General features: G+C 68.2%; 21 protein-coding genes. 15 read left to right on the forward strand and 6 right to left on the reverse strand.

What is annotated here, in order from left to right:
* Positions 1-5 precede the first annotated feature (5 nt).
* The 13 genes from rplN to ACYQ7X_RS04915 all read left to right on the forward strand — a co-directional run bounded on the left by rplN (position 6) and on the right by ACYQ7X_RS04915 (position 7,329).
* Positions 6-374 (forward strand): 50S ribosomal protein L14, encoded by a 369-nt coding sequence (rplN, locus tag ACYQ7X_RS04855; RefSeq protein ID WP_459695720.1) that lies wholly within the window; start codon positions 6-8, stop codon positions 372-374.
* A 1-nt stretch (position 375) separates the two neighbouring features.
* Complete coding sequence (gene rplX, locus ACYQ7X_RS04860; protein WP_459695721.1) at positions 376-696, forward strand: 50S ribosomal protein L24; 321 nt, start codon at positions 376-378, stop codon at positions 694-696.
* Positions 697-707: 11 nt separating this feature from the next.
* Entirely contained in the window at positions 708-1,265 is a 558-nt protein-coding gene (rplE, locus tag ACYQ7X_RS04865; protein ID WP_459695723.1) for a 50S ribosomal protein L5, read from the forward strand.
* Between the two features lie 76 nt (positions 1,266-1,341).
* Positions 1,342-1,647: a 30S ribosomal protein S14 gene (rpsN, locus tag ACYQ7X_RS04870; RefSeq protein ID WP_459695724.1), complete on the forward strand. Its 306-nt coding sequence runs from the start codon at positions 1,342-1,344 to the stop codon at positions 1,645-1,647.
* A gap of 15 nt (positions 1,648-1,662) precedes the next feature.
* On the forward strand, positions 1,663-2,061 hold the full coding sequence (gene rpsH, locus ACYQ7X_RS04875) for a 30S ribosomal protein S8 (RefSeq protein ID WP_459695725.1): 399 nt from the start codon (positions 1,663-1,665) through the stop codon (positions 2,059-2,061).
* Positions 2,062-2,075: 14 nt separating this feature from the next.
* Entirely contained in the window at positions 2,076-2,609 is a 534-nt protein-coding gene (rplF, locus tag ACYQ7X_RS04880; RefSeq protein WP_459695726.1) for a 50S ribosomal protein L6, read from the forward strand.
* On the forward strand, positions 2,609-2,971 hold the full coding sequence (rplR, locus tag ACYQ7X_RS04885; protein WP_459695727.1) for a 50S ribosomal protein L18: 363 nt from the start codon (positions 2,609-2,611) through the stop codon (positions 2,969-2,971). The genes rplF and rplR overlap by 1 nt, the downstream gene beginning before the upstream one ends.
* Before the next feature lie 13 nt (positions 2,972-2,984).
* Positions 2,985-3,587, forward strand: coding sequence for a 30S ribosomal protein S5 (gene rpsE, locus ACYQ7X_RS04890; protein ID WP_459695728.1), 603 nt, complete (start codon positions 2,985-2,987; stop codon positions 3,585-3,587).
* Positions 3,577-3,768, forward strand: coding sequence for a 50S ribosomal protein L30 (gene rpmD, locus ACYQ7X_RS04895; RefSeq protein ID WP_459695729.1), 192 nt, complete (start codon positions 3,577-3,579; stop codon positions 3,766-3,768). Before rpsE ends, rpmD begins: the two co-directional genes overlap by 11 nt.
* A gap of 27 nt (positions 3,769-3,795) precedes the next feature.
* Positions 3,796-4,287 carry a 50S ribosomal protein L15 gene (rplO, locus tag ACYQ7X_RS04900; protein ID WP_459695731.1) on the forward strand — a complete coding sequence of 164 codons (492 nt, stop codon included), beginning with the start codon at positions 3,796-3,798 and terminating at the stop codon, positions 4,285-4,287.
* Between the two features lie 219 nt (positions 4,288-4,506).
* On the forward strand, positions 4,507-5,382 hold the full coding sequence (locus tag ACYQ7X_RS04905; protein WP_459695732.1) for an SDR family NAD(P)-dependent oxidoreductase: 876 nt from the start codon (positions 4,507-4,509) through the stop codon (positions 5,380-5,382).
* Positions 5,383-5,449: 67 nt separating this feature from the next.
* A complete protein-coding gene (locus tag ACYQ7X_RS04910) occupies positions 5,450-5,701 on the forward strand; it encodes a DUF3297 family protein (protein ID WP_459695733.1) in 252 nt (83 codons plus the stop codon).
* A 92-nt stretch (positions 5,702-5,793) separates the two neighbouring features.
* Positions 5,794-7,329 carry an MFS transporter gene (locus tag ACYQ7X_RS04915; RefSeq protein ID WP_459695734.1) on the forward strand — a complete coding sequence of 512 codons (1,536 nt, stop codon included), beginning with the start codon at positions 5,794-5,796 and terminating at the stop codon, positions 7,327-7,329.
* Between the two features lie 9 nt (positions 7,330-7,338).
* Here ACYQ7X_RS04915 and ACYQ7X_RS04920 read toward each other — a convergent pair whose 3' ends face one another.
* Together ACYQ7X_RS04920 and ACYQ7X_RS04925 are read right to left on the reverse strand one after the other, a co-directional pair.
* Positions 7,339-8,469, reverse strand: a complete 1,131-nt coding sequence (locus ACYQ7X_RS04920) for a glycosyltransferase family 4 protein (RefSeq protein ID WP_459695735.1) — start codon at positions 8,467-8,469, stop codon at positions 7,339-7,341.
* A 6-nt stretch (positions 8,470-8,475) separates the two neighbouring features.
* The gene (locus tag ACYQ7X_RS04925) at positions 8,476-10,296 is read right to left on the reverse strand and encodes an aminopeptidase P family protein (protein ID WP_459695736.1); all 1,821 of its coding nucleotides are present in this window, start codon (positions 10,294-10,296) and stop codon (positions 8,476-8,478) included.
* 142 nt (positions 10,297-10,438) lie between these two features.
* On the opposite strand from ACYQ7X_RS04925, the gene ACYQ7X_RS04930 reads away from it, so the two are divergent.
* Positions 10,439-10,678 (forward strand): DUF1127 domain-containing protein, encoded by a 240-nt coding sequence (locus tag ACYQ7X_RS04930; protein ID WP_459695737.1) that lies wholly within the window; start codon positions 10,439-10,441, stop codon positions 10,676-10,678.
* Positions 10,679-10,829: 151 nt separating this feature from the next.
* Here the strand turns inward: ACYQ7X_RS04930 and ACYQ7X_RS04935 are convergent, their stop codons facing one another.
* Genes ACYQ7X_RS04935 through metF form a run of 4 tightly spaced genes read right to left on the reverse strand, consistent with a single transcriptional unit; the run spans position 10,830 to position 15,791 of the window.
* A complete protein-coding gene (locus ACYQ7X_RS04935) occupies positions 10,830-11,735 on the reverse strand; it encodes a polysaccharide deacetylase family protein (RefSeq protein WP_459695738.1) in 906 nt (301 codons plus the stop codon).
* Positions 11,732-12,619, reverse strand: coding sequence for a 50S ribosomal protein L11 methyltransferase (locus ACYQ7X_RS04940; RefSeq protein WP_459695739.1), 888 nt, complete (start codon positions 12,617-12,619; stop codon positions 11,732-11,734). The genes ACYQ7X_RS04935 and ACYQ7X_RS04940 overlap by 4 nt, the downstream gene beginning before the upstream one ends.
* A complete protein-coding gene (locus ACYQ7X_RS04945) occupies positions 12,619-14,808 on the reverse strand; it encodes an ATP-dependent helicase (protein ID WP_459695741.1) in 2,190 nt (729 codons plus the stop codon). Before ACYQ7X_RS04945 ends, ACYQ7X_RS04940 begins: the two co-directional genes overlap by 1 nt.
* Complete coding sequence (gene metF, locus ACYQ7X_RS04950; RefSeq protein ID WP_459695742.1) at positions 14,805-15,791, reverse strand: methylenetetrahydrofolate reductase [NAD(P)H]; 987 nt, start codon at positions 15,789-15,791, stop codon at positions 14,805-14,807. The genes ACYQ7X_RS04945 and metF overlap by 4 nt, the downstream gene beginning before the upstream one ends.
* Before the next feature lie 319 nt (positions 15,792-16,110).
* Here metF and ACYQ7X_RS04955 point away from each other — a divergent pair, with 319 nt between their 5' ends.
* On the forward strand, positions 16,111-16,965 hold the full coding sequence (locus tag ACYQ7X_RS04955; protein WP_459695743.1) for an MlaA family lipoprotein: 855 nt from the start codon (positions 16,111-16,113) through the stop codon (positions 16,963-16,965).
* The last annotated feature ends 30 nt before the right edge of the window (positions 16,966-16,995 follow it).

Raw genomic sequence — 16,995 nt, forward strand, 5'->3', positions numbered from 1 at the left:
CTTCCATGATCCACCCCGAGACCAATCTCGATGTCGCCGATAATTCCGGTGCGCGCCGCGTGCAGTGCATCAAGGTGATCGGCGGGTCCAAGCGCAAGACGGCCTCGGTCGGCGATGTCATCGTCGTCGCCGTGAAGGATGCCATTCCGCGCGGCAAGGTGAAGAAGGGCGACGTGCACCAGGCGGTGATCGTGCGCACGGCTTTCCCGGTGCGCCGCGCCGATGGCAGCGCCATCCGCTTCGACCGCAATGCCGCCGTGCTCATCAACAAGCAGATGGAGCCGATCGGCACGCGTATCTTCGGGCCCGTCGTGCGCGAGCTGCGCGCCCGCAAGTTCATGAAGATCATCAGCCTCGCGCCGGAGGTGATCTGATATGGCCGCGCGTATTCGCAAAGGGGACCGCGTCGTCGTCATTTCTGGCGCCGATCGCGGCAAGCGGGGCGAAGTCCGTGAGGTTCAGCCGAAGCTGAACCGCGCGGTGGTCGAGGGCGTGGCGGTTGCGGTGAAGCACCAGAAGGCGAGCCGCGTCGGCGAGCAGGGCGGTCTTGTCCGCCGCGAGCGCGCGATCGACCTGTCCAATCTTATGCTGATCGATCCGAAGAGCGATCAGCCGACCCGGGTGGGGTTCCGGATTCTGGAGGACGGCCGCAAGGTGCGTGTCGCCAAGAAGTCCGGTTCACTCATCGAGAGCTGAGGAGCCGAAGGGTGAGCGACGTGAAGACCAAGGTGCGGCTGCACGCGCATTACAACCAAGTTGTGCGCGCGAAGTTGCAGGACGAGTTCAAATACACCAATCCGATGCAGGTGCCGCGCCTGGAGAAGATCGTGCTCAACATGGGCGTCGGCGAAGCCGCGGCGGACCAGAAGAAGCTCGATGCGGCGGTGGCCGAGATGGCGCTGATCTCCGGCCAGAAGCCGGTGAAGACGGTGGCCAAGAAGGCGATCGCCGGCTTCAAGATCCGCAAGGGCCTGCCGATCGGCTGCAAGGTGACGCTGCGCGCGGACCGTATGTATGAGTTCCTGGACCGTCTGGTGACGATCGCGCTGCCGCGCGTGCGCGATTTCCGCGGCATCACCGGCAAGGGCTTCGACGGCCGCGGCAATTTCGCCATGGGTGTGCGCGAGCAGATCATCTTCCCGGAAATCGTCTACGACAAGGTGGACGCGATCCGCGGCATGGACATCGTGTTCGTGACCACGGCGAAGACCGACGCGGAAGCCAAGGCCCTGCTTAAGGGTTTTGATCTTCCCTTCGCTAACTGAGCTTAACTCGACGAGATTTGGAAAACCACGGCAGCGCCTCGCGCGTCGGCCGATAGGTTCCGGAGGGTAAAACAGGATGGCCAAAACTTCCCAGGTCAACCGCAACGCCAAGCGCATGCAGATGTCCGCGCGCGACAAGGCCAAGCGTGAGGCTCTGAAAGCGATCGTGAAGAACCGCGAGATCCCGGTCGAAGACCGCTTCGAAGCGACTCTGAAGCTCGCGCAGCTGCCGCGCAACGGCTCCGCCACGCGCGTGCGCCTGCGGTGCGAACTGACGGGCCGGCCGCGCGCCAACTACCGCAAGTTCCGCCTGTGCCGCATCGCGCTGCGTGACCTCGCCAGCACCGGGCAGATCCCCGGCATGGTCAAGGCAAGCTGGTAAGGAAAGGGATCACCCATGTCCATGTCCGATCCCTTGGGGGATATGCTGACGCGCATCCGCAACGCGCAGCGGGCGAACCACGCGAGCTGCGTGGCGCCCAATTCGCGCCTGCGGGCCAATGTGCTCGATGTGCTGAAGCGTGAAGGCTACATCCGTGGCTTCTCGACCGAGGAAGTGCGCCCCGGCGTCGCTCAGCTGCGCATCGAGCTGAAGTATAACGAGGGCCAGCCGGTCATCAAGGAGATCACCCGCGTCTCCCGCCCCGGCCGCCGCGTCTATTCCAAGATCAAGGAACTGCCCCGGGTCTATAGCGGCCTGGGCGTTTCCATCCTCTCCACGCCGCGCGGCGTGATGAGCGATCAAGAGGCCCGCGCCGCCAATGTCGGCGGCGAAGTCCTCTGCCGGGTCTTCTAAGGGGGGCCGAGATAATGTCGCGAGTAGGTAAATATCCGGTCGCTATCCCCTCCGGGGTTGAGGTGGCCATCGCCAACAACATCCTGACGGCCAAGGGCAAGCTCGGCACGCTCACCCTGCCGCTCACCGATCTCGTGGAAACGAAGGTCGAGGGCGGGCAGGTGACGGTTGCGCCCAAGACCAAGGAAACGCCGGCCCGCATGATGTGGGGTACCACGCGCGCCCATATCGCCAATATGGTGAAGGGCGTCTCGGCCGGCTTTTCCAAGACGATGGAAGTGAACGGCACGGGCTATCGTGCCGCGGTGCAGGGCTCCAACCTGGTGATCAACCTCGGCTTTTCCCACGATGTGGTCTATCCGATCCCCGAGGGGATCAAGATCACCTGCGAGAAGCCGACGACGATCAAGGTCGAGGGTGTGGATAAGCGGCTGGTCGGCCAGGTTGCGGCCGAAATCCGGTCGAAGCGTCCGCCGGAACCCTATAAGGGCAAGGGCGTGAAGTTCGTGGATGAGACCATCCGCCGGAAAGAAGGTAAGAAGAAGTAATGAGCGCGAACCAGGATCTCCGGGCGCGTCGGCGGGAGCGCCTGCGCTTCCAGCTGCGCCAGAAGTCCGGTGGCCGGGTGCGGCTGTCGGTGTTTCGTTCCAGCAAGCATATCTATGCGCAGGTGATCGACGACGCGGCCGGCCGCACGCTCGCTGCCGCCTCCTCGCTCGATCGCGATCTGCGCACGGCGCTCAAGACGGGGGCGGATACCGATGCCGCCGCCGCCGTGGGCAAGCTGGTGGCCGAGCGCGCTCTTGCCGCTGGTGTGAAGGAAGTTGTGTTCGATCGTGGCGCCTATCTCTACCATGGTCGCGTCAAGGCTCTGGCCGATGCCGCCCGTGAGGGCGGGCTGGCCTTCTAAGGGGAACGAAGCAATGGCACGGGAACCGAGAGAGGGTGGCGGCCGCGGCGGGCGCGAGCGGGATCGCGATCGCGACCGCGAGCACGGCGACGAGTTCATCGATAAGCTGGTGACGATCAACCGCGTCGCCAAGGTGGTGAAGGGCGGCCGTCGCTTCGCCTTCGCCGCCCTGGTGGTGGTGGGCGATCAGAAGGGCCGCGTCGGCTTCGGCGCCGGCAAGGCGCGCGAAGTGCCGGAAGCGATCCGCAAGGCGACGGAGCGGGCCAAGCGCGGCCTCATCCGCGTGCCGATGAAGGAAGGGCGCACGCTGCATCATGACGTGCTCGGCCATTATGGCGCGGGCTCGGTCATTCTGCGCTCGGCCCCGGCCGGCACCGGCATCATCGCGGGCGGCCCGATGCGCGCCGTTCTCGAAACGCTCGGCATCGGTGATGTGGTGGCCAAGTCCATGGGCAGCCGCAACCCGCACAACATGATCAAGGCGACCTTCGATGCCTTGCAGCACTGCGCGAGCCCCCGCTCGGTCGCCTCGCGGCGCGGCAAGAAGGTGTCCGATATCCTGGGCAAGCGTGACAGCGCGTCCGAGAACGTGGCGGAGGTGGCCGATGTCGGCTGATCGCACGGTAACAGTGAAGCAGATCGCCTCCGGCAATGGGCAGAAGCCCGGCCAGCAGGCGACCCTGATCGGGCTCGGCCTCAACAAGATCGGCCGGGTGCGCGAATTGGAGGATACTCCCTCCGTGCGCGGCATGATCGCCAAGGTCGCCCATCTTGTGACGGTTGTGGAGAAGGCCTGACCCCGGTCAGGCCTTGAGGATTGAACCATGAAGCTCAATGAACTGCGGGATAACCCGGGCGCCCGCCCGAAGTCCAAGCGCCTCGGCCGCGGCATCGGCTCTGGCAAGGGCAAGACCTCGGGCAAGGGCGTGAAGGGCCAGAAGGCCCGCGAAGGCGTCTCCCTCAATGGCTTCGAGGGCGGCCAGTTGCCGATCTATCGGCGTCTGCCGAAGCGCGGGTTCAAGAACCCGACGCGCAAGGTTTACGCGCCGCTGAACCTCGATCTGCTCGAACATGCGGTGAGCGTCGGCGTGCTCGACGGCAGCCAGACGATCACCGAGGCTGATCTCGGCGCGGCCGGTGTCGTCAACCTCGCCAAGGTGGCGGGCGTGCGGCTGCTGGGCCGCGGCGCCGTCACCCGGCCGATCACCATCGCGGTCTCCGGCGTCTCGGCCTCGGCCAAGGCGGCGATCGAGGCAGCGGGCGGCCGTGTGGACGTGCTCGGCGAAGAAGCCGCGGCGGCGCCGACGGCGGAGTGACCAGCTGCAGTCTTGGCAGGCGCCGCGCGCCCCTAGGGCGCGGGCACTGCCCGCGAGATGAAGCGGCAGGATCCAGAAGGGCGCGGGCGCAAGCTTCGCGCCCTTTTGCTTGCGGCCAAGGATAAGGCCGCTTTGCGCCCGGCCCCGGCTTGGCCCTCTTGCCGAGGGGCGCGGGAGGGCTAGATTGAGCGCGCTCCCACCCGATCCGCAAGGTGCGCCATGGCCGGTTTCCCCACCTCCTCCCACCCCGTCTTCCAGCCCGGCCGCGTGGCCGTCATAACCGGCGCCGCCAGCGGCATCGGGCTCGCCACCGCCGAATTCTGCGCCGCCATCGGCATGCATCTCTGCCTCGCCGATGTGAACGACGAGGTGTTGTTCAAGCTCGGCACGCGCCTCTCCGAGGAGAATTACGAACAGGGGCGTCAGGGCCGGGTGATCGCGGTGCATACCGATGTCAGCCATCGCGGCAGCGTGGAGCACCTCCAAGAGGAGGCGTACGGCGCCTTCGGGGCGGTGCACTTCCTCATGAACAATGCCGGGCGTGAGGGTGCCGGGCAGATCTTCGGCGAGCCCGAGGTCTGGGATGCGATCCTCGGCGTCAACCTCATGGGCGTCGTCCACGGCACCCAGATCTTCGCCCCGGCGATGATCGCGCAAGGCGGCCCCGCCGCCATCGTCAATACCGGCTCCAAGCAAGGCATCACCTGCCCGCCGGGCAATACCGCCTACAATGTCTCGAAGGCCGGGGTGAAGGTGCTGACGGAGGCGCTCGCCCACGAATTGCGGCAGAGGCCGGGCTGCGCGGTCGCCGCTCATCTCCTGGTGCCAGGCTTTACCTTCACCGGCCTCACCCGGTCCGACACCAAGCCGGCCGGCGCCTGGGAGCCCGCGCAGGTCACCCGCTTCATGGTCGAGCGCATGGAGGCGGGGGATTTCTACATCATCTGCCCGGATAACGACGTGTCGCGCGAGCTCGACAATGCCCGGATGCTCTGGGCGGCGATGGATATCGTCGAGAACCGGCCGCCCCTCTCCCGCTGGCACCCCGATTACGCCGAAGCCTTCCGCGCCTTCCTCGCCGAACGCGGGTTGTGAGCGGCGGGCACTACGCCCGCTGCCTCGCCCTTTCCTCCGATCCTCTCTGCCAAGGCCCGATGCCACGATGACCGATACCCCGCCCGACCGTCTCTCCGTCAATCCTCGCAGCCCCTATTTCGACGAAGCGGTACTCGCCCGCGGTGTCGGCATCCGCTTCAAGGGTGTCGAGAAAACCAATGTCGAGGAATATTGCGTCAGCGAGGGCTGGGTGCGGCTCGCCGTCGGCAAGTCGCTCGACCGGCAGGGAAACCCGCTCACAATGAAGGTGCAGGGCGCGGTCGAGCCCTATTTCAAGGATGACGCCGCGGAGGGGTGAGCCGGCGCGGCGTGGTTTCACGCCCTTGTCTCTGAACGGCGCGCCGGCTTCGCTTACAACTTGGTAAGCATTCCCCAAGCCGAGGCCGACCTATGGACCAGATGATGCCTCCGCCCGGCACCCGCCGCGGCGGCAAGACCGTTCAGGACTATATCGACGAAATCCCCGTCTGGCCCGATGGCACGATGGTGACCTCCCTGCCGATGACGGGGATGCAGAAGCGTATCTGGGGCCTCGCGGTCGCCGGCAAGTTCTTCGAAGGCCTCGTCGTCTTCATGACAGGCGTGGCCCTGCCGCTGATCGATGCGAGCTTCGGCCTGCACGCCACCGGCAATTCCATCGTCTCCGCCGCCACCCTCTTCGGCATCCTCATCGGCGCCACGATGCTCGGCGGGCTTGCCGACATCTTCGGCCGCAAGCCGATGTTCATCGTCGAGATGGCGCTCTTCGTCCTCTTTCTCGTCGCCCTCGTGGTCTCGCCGAGCTTCGTCTGGCTCGCCGTCTGCCTCTTCGGCGTGGGGATGGCGCTCGGCTGCGATTACCCGACCGCGCATGTCGTCATCGCCGAAGCGGTGCCGAGCCGGGGGCGCGGCATGCTTATCCTCGGCGCCTTCGCCTTCCAGGCGGTGGGGGCGATCTGCGGCGCGCTGCTCGGCGTCGTCATCCTCTCCTTCCATCCCGGTATCGACGCCTGGCGCTATATGTTCGCCATGGCGATCCCGCCCGCGATCCTCGTCGTCATCGGGCGCTTCTTCGTCTGCGACAGCGCGCATTGGCTGGTCTCGCGCGGCCGCATCAAGGAGGCGGAAGCCGCGACGCTCATGCTCCTGCAGCGCGATCCGCCCTATCCGAAGGTCGTCGATCTCATCAACCCGCATCATGATGCGGCGCTCGGCGGCCATCGGGCGCCCAAGGGCGGGATGATGTCGCTCTTCGACACCCCGGCGAACCGCCGCGCGACCTTCCTCGCCTCGCTGCCCTGGTTCCTCCAGGATCTCTCGACCTATGGCATCGGCATCTTCACGCCCGTCATCCTGGCGGCAACGCTCGGCGCCGCCGGGCATGCGCAGAGCGTCGCCGGCCTCATCCACAAGGTGGAGCTTTCCGCCAAGGGCACGGCGCTGCTCGATGTGCTGCTCATCATCGGCATCCTCGCCGCCATCATGATGGTGGAGCGGGCGGGGCGCATCTGGCTGCAGATCATCGGCTTCGTCGGCTGCGCGATCGGCCTCGGCCTTGCCGCGCTGTCCGAGAACCTCGCCGGTGGGTCGCAGCTCACCCTGCTCTTCGCGGGCTTCATGCTCTTCAACTTCATGACCAATATGGGCCCGAACGCGCAGACCTACCTGCTGGCGGGCGAGGTTTTCCCGACGCATATCCGCGGCTATGGCGCGGGCTTCGCGGCCTCCTTCGCCAAGGTCGGCGCGGTGCTGACGGCCTTTCTCTTCCCCATCCTGCTCAAGAGCATCGGCACCCAGGCGCTGCTTATCCTGCTGATCGGCTCCTCGCTGCTCGGCGCCGTCGTCACCTGGGTGTTCCGGATCGAGACGCGCGGCCGGCTCGATCATCTGCATGGCGATCACGCTCCTGCCGCCAGCGCTCCTCAACCGGTGCCCCCGGCGGGCTGAGACCGCGCCTCAGCCGCCGCCCAGGATCTCCTCATAGACTGCGATCGTCGCCGCCTGCATGGCGGCGATCGTGTAGCGGGAGAGGACATGGGCGCGGGCGCGGGCGCCCATCTCCGCCCGCGCTTCCTCCGGCGCATCGAGCACGGCGGCGATCATGGCGGCCAGCGCCGCTGCGTCACCCGGCGGCACCAGGAGCCCGGTTTCCTGGTCGCTCACCGTCTCCGCCGCGCCGCCATGGTTCGCGGCGATCACCACCCGTTCCATCGCCTGTGCCTCGATCACGGCGCGGCCGAAGGCCTCGGGCTCGGTCGAGGCGCTGACGACGACATCGGCGAGCATCAGCGCCGCCGGCATATCGGCGACATGGCCGACGAGCTTGATCTGGCGGGTGACGCCGAGGGCCGCCGCCTCGTCCAGCAATTCGCGCACATAGCCGTGCCGGCCCTGATCCGCGCCGATGCAGACGCCGAAGACATCCGGGCGGCCGAGCTCGGCGATCGCGCGGATCAGCACGCTCTGCCCCTTCCAGCGCGAAATGCGGGCGGGCAGCAGCACGATGCGCGCCCCTTCCGGCAGGCCCCAGGCCTGGGCCAGCCGGCCGACGCGCAGCCCGAGCCCGGCGCGCGGATCGAAGACCGCCGGGTCGATCCCGCGCGGGATGAGGCGGAGCTTCGCTTCCGGCACGCCGTGCTGGGCGCGGATGAGATCGGCGATGAAGCCGCTCGCGGCAATCACCCGCGCCCCCCGCACCATCACGCTGTTGTAGAGCCGCTTGGCGCGCCTGCCATCGCGATAGGCGCCGTGATAGGTCGCGAGATAGGGGATGCCGGTGGCGCGGCTCGCCCCCAGCACCGACCAGGCGGGCGCGCGCGAGCGGACATGCACGAGATCGACTCCCTCCTGCCGCATCGCCGCCGCGAGCCGGCCGGCATTGCGCAGGATGGCGAGGGGATTCTTGGTGGCGAGCGGCAGGGTGAGGTGGCGCCCGCCGGCGCGGAGGATATCGGGCACCAGTCGGCCGCCGGCGCTCGCCACCAGCGGCGTCCAGCCGCGCGCGGCGATCGCCGCCGTCATCTCGACCGTTCCCCGCTCGACGCCACCGCTATCGAGGCTGGGGAGGACCTGCAGAATGGTCGGCAAGACGGATCAGGGCTGGAGCGGCGCGCAAGCGGCGGCAAGCCAGGCCGCTGCCGGGCAGGGCGGCAGGAGCGGGCCGATCCGCCGCAGCACTTCGGTGTGGTAGCCATCGAGCCAGAGGCGCTCGGCCGGGGTCAGCAGCGCAGGCTCGATCAGCCTGCGGTCGAAGGGGGCGAAGGTGATGGTCTCGAACTCCAGAAAGGGCTTCACGCCATCGGGGGCGGGGGCGGCCGGCTGCACGATGAGCAGGTTTTCCAACCTGATACCGTAGGCGCCGGGCAGGTAGTAGCCCGGTTCGTTGGAGAGGATCATGCCGGGCTTGAAGGGGATGGGCTTGGCCGCCCGGGAAAGCCCCATCGGGCCTTCATGCACCGAGAGATAGGCGCCGACGCCATGGCCCGTGCCATGGTCGAAATCGAGCCCGACCTGCCAGAGCGCGGCGCGGGCGAAGCTGTCCAGATGGGGGCCGGCAATGCCTTCGGGGAAGCGCAGGCAGGCGATCGCGATATGCCCGCGGAGCACGCGGGTGAACCGGTCCCGCAGCACCGGCGGCGGCGCCTCCGGCCCGGTCCAGATGGTGCGGGTCACGTCCGTCGTGCCATCCTCGTATTGCGCACCGGAATCGATGAGATAGACCTCATTCGGGCGGATCGGCCGGTTGCTCGCCGCCGAGACGCGGTAATGCATGATGGCGCCGTTCTCGCCCGCCGCCGAAATCGCGCCGAAGCTCTCGCCGCGGAATTCCGCCGCCTCGGCACGGAAGGCGCGAAGCGTCTCGGCGGCCGAAATCTCGCTCTCCCGGCCGCTCGCGGCATGCTCGGTGAGCCAATGCAGGAAGCGGCAGAGGGCGGCGCCATCGCGCAGATGCGCCCGCCGCGCGCCCTCCTGCTCCACCGCGTTCTTGCAGGCCTTGGGAAGCGCGCAGGGATCGGCCCCCGCCACCACCTCGGCTCCGGCGGCGGCGAGGGTCTGCGCGAACCAGATGGGCGAGGCGGCGGGATCGACCCGCACCCGCTTGCCGCGGAGCGCGGCGAGGGCGGCGGCGAGGTCCGCTCGCGGCAAGACGGTGACGGCATTGCCGAGATGCGCCCGGGTCGCGGCGTCGATCTTCTCCGGCGCCATGAAGAGCTGGGCCGAGCCATCCGCCGCGAGCAGGGCGAAGCCGAGCGCGAAGGGGGTGAAAGGCACGTCGGCGCCGCGGATATTGAGCAGCCAGTTGATCGAGGCGGGATCGGTAAGGACGGCGGCATCCTCGCCCGCTGCTTGCAGGATGGCGGCGATCTCGGCCCGCTTCTCGGCAGCGTCGCGCCCGGCGAAGCGCGCGGCATAGGGTTGGGCGGCGGCGAGGGGCGGCGCCGGCCGGTCCTGCCAGATGCGGTCGATCAGATTGCCCGCGAGCGCCACGAAGCTCATGCCCGGCAGCGCCTCGGTCAGCCGACGCAGAGCGTCCTCGGCGATCAGCAGCGGATCGTAGCCGATGCGCGCGCCGGGGGGCGCCACCTGCTTCAGCCAGGCCGCTGGCGGCTCGTCGGTGATATGGCGGAAGGTCCAGAGCGCGGGATCGGCCTCCTGCCGCACCTGCAGCACGTAGCGCCCATCGACGAAGAGGGCAGCCTGCTCGCCGAGCGCGATGGCGAGGCCGGCGCTGCCCGTGAAACCTGTGAGCCAGGCGAGGCGCTCCGCCCCGGCGGGGACGTATTCGCCGAGGTGTTCATCGGCCCGCGGAATGAGGAAGCCCTGCACGCCCGCGGCCTCCATTGCTTGGCGAAGAGCGGCAAGACGGCCGGAAAATGGCGGCATCGCGATACTTTCGTGAAAGATATGTGTCATGGACATAGATTTTTCGTGTTCATGCTAGCGCTGCATGTCAGCCCGATCTTCTTGCCACAGCATCTTTGCAACGGGTGTTGCTATATCGCCACCCAACACAGGGCCGCTGCCAAAACGGCTTTGCCAGTAAGGACATTTTGCAATGAACGCCGCCATTCATACCTCCTCCGCCAGCCGCGCGCCGCATGGCATCGCCGGCCGCGTCGCTCGCCTCAGCGCCCCCGCCCTGCGTCTCGGCCAGTGGATGCGCGAGATCGGGCGGCGTACCGCGGTGATCAACGAACTCGATCGGCTGAGCGATCGCGAACTCGCCGATATCGGCCTCAACCGGAGCGAGATCCGCTCGATCTTCTCGATGTCGCGCAGCGTCCAGGCGCGCTGAACGCCGAACCTCGGGCCCGGATGCGAGGGCGGCTCCGCATAGGGGCCGCCCTTTTTCTTGGCTGCCGTCTTCCTGGCTGCCGTCTGGGCGAGGGCATGGCTCTCGCTCTCGGACCATGGCCGCCGGCGGCACCCCGATCGGCCGCTGCGGATCAGCGGCTGCCATCGGCAGCGGGCGGTGGCAGCAAGGGGGCGGCATGCCGGGCGATGGCACCCGCCGTCGTCAGCCACACCCGGTCGCGCGGATGGGCGATATGGGCGAGGGCGCGGCGCAGATGCCGCAGCCGGTGGGGCTGGCCGACGATATAGGGGTGCAGCGCGATCCCCATGACCAACGGCTGCTCGACCGACTGTTCCAGCATCTCGTTGAACTGATCGACGATCATATCGGCGAACTCCGCCGCACCCATGCGCCGCACGGCGATCGCCGGAATGTCGTTCACCTCCTGTGGATAAGGGATCGCGAGCAGCGGTTGGCCGCTTCGCGTGCGCAGCCATGTCGGTTGATCGTCATGGCACCAATTAAGCGTATAGCTGTAGCCGGCTTCCGCCAGCAGATCGGGCGTCACCCGGCTTTCGGCGATCCAGGGGCTGAGCCAGCCGGCCGGCGCATGGCCTTCGTGGCGGCGGATTGCCTCCGTCGTCTCGGCGATGAGCCTCGCTTCCTCGGCCTCGCTCAGCACGCTCTGCCGCTCGGCATTGCTGCGGCCGTGGCCGGCGATCTCGTCCCCCCGGGCGCGGAACGCGGCGACGACTTCGGGGCAATAGTCGTAGAGGCTGGTGTTGAGCAGCACGGTGCTCGGCAGATGCAGCCCAGTGAGGAGTTGCAGCATTCGCCAGACGCCGACGCGGTTGCCGTAATCCCGCCAGGCATAGTTCAGCACATCCGGCTGCGGGCCGCCGGGGGCGAGTTCGGCGCCCAACCCCTCGCCGAAGGCGAAGTGTTCGAGGTTGAGGCCGAGATAGACGGCGAGGCGCCGTTCCCCCGGCCAATGGTAATCCGCCCGCGCGGTGATCGCGGTGTAATCGTAGCGGCCATGGCCCGGCAGCGGGCTCATGCCCCGGGCTTGCGCAGCAGCAGCGCGCTCCATTGGCCTTCCGGGAAGCGCCGCTCCAGCACCAGGCCTTGCCGCCGATGGGCTGCGAGCACCATGCGTTCCTGGCTCGCGAGCAGCCCGGCAAGGATGGCATGTCCTCCCGGGCGCAGATGGAGCGAAAGCGGGCGCGCCATGGCGCAGAGCGGACGGGCGAGGATATTGGCGAAGACGAGATCGTACGGCGCTCCGGCGCGGGAAGCGCGGGTCTTCCAGCCATCGGCAAGGCTCGGCCGCACCAGCCGGGCGACCGCGTTGAGCGCTGCGTTCTGTGCTGTGACCCGAACCGACCAGGGATCGATATCGGTCGCGAGGACCGGCCGCTTGAGGAGCTTGGCCGCCGCCATGGCGAGAATGCCCGAGCCGGTGCCGAGATCGAGGATGTGGCGGGGCCTCGTGTGGGCGATCGCTTCGAGGGCGCGGAGACAGCCGCGGGTCGAGCCGTGTTCGCCACTGCCGAAAGCGAGCCCGGCATCGACGGTCAGCGTCAGCCGGCCGGCGCGCGACGGTGCTGTCTCATGCGTGCCGCGCACCGCAAAGCGGCGGCCGATCAACTGCTCGGGGAATTCCTCGAGATTGCGGGCAAGCCAGCCTTCCGCCTCGGTCGGGCGGTGCTCGGCCGCCACCTCATAGCCGGAGAGCGCGCCGGCCAGCATCAGCGCGGTTGCGAGTTCGGCATCCCCTTCGCCCATCGGCTTGACGGCTTCGAGCCGCCACGGCCCCTCATCCTCGTCGCGGAAGAAGCCGACGGTCGGGCAGACCGAGAGCAGCGCCTGCTCGTAGAAGGGGAGCGCTTCCTCCGGCACCAGGAGCGAGACGGTTTCGAGCGGCGTCGCGCGGCGGGCCATCAGGCGGGTTCCACGAAGGTATCAAGCACGCGCTTCTCTCCACTCTGCTCGAAAGCGATGTCGAGCCGGTCCTCATCGACCGCGAGCACTGTGCCGTAGCCGAATTTCTGATGAAAGACGCGGGCGCCGACGGGAATGCGCTCCCGCCGCGGCTGGCGCGCCGGCTGCTCCCAGGTGCCGGGCTGCGGCCGCGGCCGCGCCGCGGTGAGGCCGAAGGCACCGGCAAAGACCGGGGCGGCAGTGAGCCTTTGCTGGCGCTCCTCGCGCGCGGCACCGCTCTGGGTGATATGCTCGGGCGGCAGTTCCTCGATGAAGCGGCTCGGCACGCTCGGCTGCCAATTGGCATAGATCCGGCGGTTGGCGGCATGGCTGATGATCGCCCGCAGCCGCGCGCGGGTGATGCCGACATAGGCGAGCCGCCGCTCCTCCTCCAGGCCCTTGAGCCCGTTCTCGTCCATCGAGCGCTGGCTTGGGAACAGCCCTTCCTCCCAGCCGGGCAGGAAGACCGTGTCGAACTCCAGGCCCTTGGCGCCATGCAGCGTCATCAGGCTCACCCGGTCGGTCTCGCTGCTCTCCTCGTTCTCCATGACGAGCGCCACGTGATCGAGGAAGCCGGCCAGGCTCTCGAAATCGGCGAGCGCTCGCAGCAGTTCCTTGAGGTTGTCGAGCCGGCCGGGAGCCTCGGGCGATTTATCGGCCTGCCACATGGCGGTGTAGCCGCTCTCGTCCAGCATGGTGGCGGCGGCGACGACATGCCCATCCCGCGCCAGCACCTCGCGCCAGGAGGCGAAGCCGTGCAGCAGCTCGGAGAGGCTTTCCCGCACGCGGCCCTTGAGCGTGCCGTTTTCGAGCAGTCGCGCCGTCGCCGCCATCAGCGGCACCGCATGCGTCCGGGCATGGCTATGAAGCGTGCGGAGTGCCGCCTCGCCCACGCCCCGGCGGGGAAGGTTGACGATCCGCTCGAAGGCGAGATCATCCGCCGGCTGGGCGATGAGCCGCAGATAGGCGATGGCGTCGCGGATTTCCGCGCGCTCGTAGAAGCGCTGGCCGCCGAGGATGCGATAGGGGATGCCGAGGGTGATGAGCCGCTCCTCGAAGGCGCGGGTCTGAAAGCCCGCGCGCACCAGAACGGCGATCTCCGCCAGGCTGTGGCCGTCACGCCGCAAGGCCTCGATCCGGCCGCCCACCATGCGCGCCTCCTCGTCCGAATCCCAGAGCGCGACGACCTCGACCGGCTCGCCATTGGCGTCCTGGCGGCCGGGCCGCAAGGTCTTGCCGAGCCGCCCCTCGTTCCGCGCGATGAGAGTGGCGGCGGCGGCGAGGATCTGCTTGGTCGAACGGTAGTTCGCTTCCAGCCGCACGATGCGCGCGCCGGGGAAATCCTTCTCGAAGCGGAGGATGTTCTCGACCTCGGCGCCGCGCCAGGAATAGATCGACTGGTCGTCGTCGCCGACGCAGCAGATGTTCTTATGCGCCTGGGCGAGCAGCCGCAGCCAGAGATACTGGACGAGGTTGGTATCCTGATACTCGTCCACCAGGATGTAGCGGAACATCCGATGGTAGCGCTCCAGCACCTCCGGCTGGGTGCGGAAGATCTCCGTCACGTGCAGCAGCAGATCGCCGAAATCGGCGGCGTTGAAGCGGCGGAGCTGCGCCTGGTAGGCGGCATAGAGCGTCTCGGCGCGGCCCGCGGCGAAATCGCTCGCTTCCGCCGGGGTGATACGCTCGGGCGTCAGCCCGCGATCCTTCCAGCGCTGGATGATCGCCATCAGCCCCTGCGGCTGCCAGCGCTTGATATCCACGCCCTCGGCTTGCATGAGCTGCTTGAGCAGCCGCAGCTGATCATCCGCATCGAGGATGGAGAAATTGGGCTCGAGCCCGGCGAGCGCCGCGTGGCGGCGGAGGATGCGGGCGCAGAGGGCGTGGAAGGTGCCGAGCCAGAGGCCTTCCGCCGGCCGGCCGAGGATGGCGCCGATGCGCCCTTGCATCTCCCGCGCCGCCTTGTTGGTGAAGGTGACGGCGAGCACCTGGCCCGGCCCTGCCCGGCCGGACATCAGGATATGCGCGAAGCGGGTGGTGAGCACGCGGGTCTTGCCGGTGCCGGCTCCGGCCAGCACCAAGAGCGGGCCATCCACCGTTTCCACCGCCGCGCGCTGCTCGGCGTTCAGCCGGGCGAGATAGTCACTCACGCCGGCAGGCTCTCCGTCGTCGTTCCGGCAGGCGCCGCCTTGGGCCGCACGCCCAGGAGATGGGCGATGGCATAGGTGAGATCGGGGCGGTTCAGCGTGTAGAAATGGAATTCGTCAACGCCGTTCGCCTGCAGCAGGCGCACCTGCTCGGCGGCGATGACGAGGGAGACCATGCGCCGGGTTTCGGGGTCTTCGTCCAGCCCCTCGAAGAGATGCGCCATCCAGCCGGGAATGATAGTGCCAGCGAGCTGGCTGAACTTCACGGCCTGGGCATAATTCGTCACCGGCAGAATGCCGGGCACGATCGGCGCGGTGATGCCGGCGGCGAGCGCCCGATCGAGGAAGCGAAGATAGGTCGCGCTATCGAAGAAGGTCTGGGTGATGGCGCGCGTCGCCCCGGCATCGAGCTTGCGCTTGAGATTGTCGAGATCGGCTTCCGGCGAGGCGGCTTTGGGATGCACTTCCGGATAGGCGGCGACGCTGATTTCGAAATCCGCCACCCGGCGCAGCCCCTCGACGAGTTCGAAGGCGCTCCGATAGCCATCCGCCCCGACATCCTCGACGCCCGGGGGCAGATCGCCGCGCAGCGCCACGATGTGGCGCACGCCGCCTTCCCAATAGCGCGCGGCGATCTCGTCGATCTCGCCCCGGCTCGCCCCCATGCAGGTGAGGTGGGCTGCGGGGACGAGGGCGGTCTCCCGGACCAGGCGGATCACAGTTGCGTGCGTGCGTTCCCGGGTGCTGCCGCCGGCGCCGTAGGTGACGGAGACGAAGCGGGGGCTGAGCGTTTCCAGCCGCCGGATGCACGACCAGAGCTGGGTTTCCAGCGCCTCGGTCTTGGGTGGGAAGAACTCGAAGGAGAGGGCGGGCGCCGGGCTTGCGCCGTCCGGCTGCGGCAGGGCCGCGAAGCGCGGCCCGCTCAGCCAGCGTTCGAGGGCCGGCTGGCCAAGCAGGGGGCTGTGCGGGGTGAGGGGCAGGTTCATCGGTCGGGAACTCGTGGCGGTGCGGGCGTGACAGGGAGAGGCGGCGTCTATGGCGGGCCGGGCGGGCGTGGCAGGGGTAGAGCCGCGCCCTTTCCGTGGCATCCTAGCGCAGCCGGCGCAAGTGCGGGAGGGTGAAGCCCCAGCGGGATGATCTGGCGATGGCCGGCAGTGCGGGCCTGCCGCATGGCCGCCCTGCGGCCGGGGGCGCCGTTGCGCAGTGCCGCATCGGGCTTGCATCCCGCGCATTTTGAGTTAGGTCTCGTAGCGCGGGCTCTCTGGGCGGCGCAAACGGAGTATGGCAGTGCAAGGGAATCGCCGCGTGACATCGAGGATCTGGGCCGTCGGGTTGCTGGCAGCGTGCGCCATGATCGGCCTCGCCGGCTGCGCCACCAGGCCGCCGGCTTCCGACCCCGAGGCGCTTGCCGCCTACAAGCAGAACGACGATCCGCTGGAGCCGCTCAACCGCAAGCTCTACGCCTTCAACAACGCGCTCGACACCTATGCGATGAAGCCGGTGGCAGAGGGCTACAAGGCCGTGGTGCCGCGCATGGTGCGCAACCACATCGGCGATGCGCTCTCGAATCTCCACACCCCGGTCGTTTTCCTCAACGACATTCTGGAAGCCAAATCCCGCCGCGCCGGCGATAGCCTGATGCGCTTCCTGATCAACTCGACCCTCGGCGTTGGCGGCATCTTCGATTTCGCGACAGGCTTCGGCTACCCCGATCACGAGGCCGATTTCGGCATCACCCTGGCGCTCTGGGGCGTGGGCTCGGGGCCATTCCTCTACCTGCCGGTGCTCGGCCCCTCCGATCCGCGCGATGCCGCGGGCTTCGGCGTCGGCATCGTCTCCGATCCCTTCTTCTGGGTGGGCCAGGGCGCTGTGGTCTCCGATCTCGGCTATGCCCGCACCGGCCTCACCATCGTCAATACCCGCGCGGAATTGATCAAGCCGATCGACGAAGTGAAGCGCATGGCGCTTGACCCGTACGCGACCTTCCGCAGCTTGTATCGGCAGCACCGTGAAGCGGCGATCCAGGCGGCGCGGGACGATAACCGCGCGACGGTGCCGGATTGGTTCCCGCGCCCCACGCCCGCACCCGCCGCGCAGACCCAGCTGGCGAGCCCCGCCCTTGGCGCCCCGCAGACCATCACGAAACCGGCTCAGCCGTAAGCCAGACTGAGACCAGAGAGACCTGAAGTA

The sequence above is a fragment of the Acidisoma sp. C75 genome, assembly GCF_054665095.1.

Coding starts and splice junctions, on each gene's coding strand:
- rplN (WP_459695720.1), top strand. CDS start 6: ATGATCCACCCCGAGACCAATCTCGATGTCGCCGATAATTCCGGTGCG.
- rplX (WP_459695721.1), top strand. CDS start 376: ATGGCCGCGCGTATTCGCAAAGGGGACCGCGTCGTCGTCATTTCTGGC.
- rpsN (WP_459695724.1), top strand. CDS start 1,342: ATGGCCAAAACTTCCCAGGTCAACCGCAACGCCAAGCGCATGCAGATG.
- rpsH (WP_459695725.1), top strand. CDS start 1,663: ATGTCCATGTCCGATCCCTTGGGGGATATGCTGACGCGCATCCGCAAC.
- rplF (WP_459695726.1), top strand. CDS start 2,076: ATGTCGCGAGTAGGTAAATATCCGGTCGCTATCCCCTCCGGGGTTGAG.
- rplR (WP_459695727.1), top strand. CDS start 2,609: ATGAGCGCGAACCAGGATCTCCGGGCGCGTCGGCGGGAGCGCCTGCGC.
- rpsE (WP_459695728.1), top strand. CDS start 2,985: ATGGCACGGGAACCGAGAGAGGGTGGCGGCCGCGGCGGGCGCGAGCGG.
- rpmD (WP_459695729.1), top strand. CDS start 3,577: ATGTCGGCTGATCGCACGGTAACAGTGAAGCAGATCGCCTCCGGCAAT.
- rplO (WP_459695731.1), top strand. CDS start 3,796: ATGAAGCTCAATGAACTGCGGGATAACCCGGGCGCCCGCCCGAAGTCC.
- ACYQ7X_RS04905 (WP_459695732.1), top strand. CDS start 4,507: ATGGCCGGTTTCCCCACCTCCTCCCACCCCGTCTTCCAGCCCGGCCGC.
- ACYQ7X_RS04910 (WP_459695733.1), top strand. CDS start 5,450: ATGACCGATACCCCGCCCGACCGTCTCTCCGTCAATCCTCGCAGCCCC.
- ACYQ7X_RS04915 (WP_459695734.1), top strand. CDS start 5,794: ATGGACCAGATGATGCCTCCGCCCGGCACCCGCCGCGGCGGCAAGACC.
- ACYQ7X_RS04925 (WP_459695736.1), bottom strand. CDS start 10,296: ATGACACATATCTTTCACGAAAGTATCGCGATGCCGCCATTTTCCGGC.
- ACYQ7X_RS04930 (WP_459695737.1), top strand. CDS start 10,439: ATGAACGCCGCCATTCATACCTCCTCCGCCAGCCGCGCGCCGCATGGC.
- ACYQ7X_RS04935 (WP_459695738.1), bottom strand. CDS start 11,735: ATGAGCCCGCTGCCGGGCCATGGCCGCTACGATTACACCGCGATCACC.
- ACYQ7X_RS04940 (WP_459695739.1), bottom strand. CDS start 12,619: ATGGCCCGCCGCGCGACGCCGCTCGAAACCGTCTCGCTCCTGGTGCCG.
- metF (WP_459695742.1), bottom strand. CDS start 15,791: ATGAACCTGCCCCTCACCCCGCACAGCCCCCTGCTTGGCCAGCCGGCC.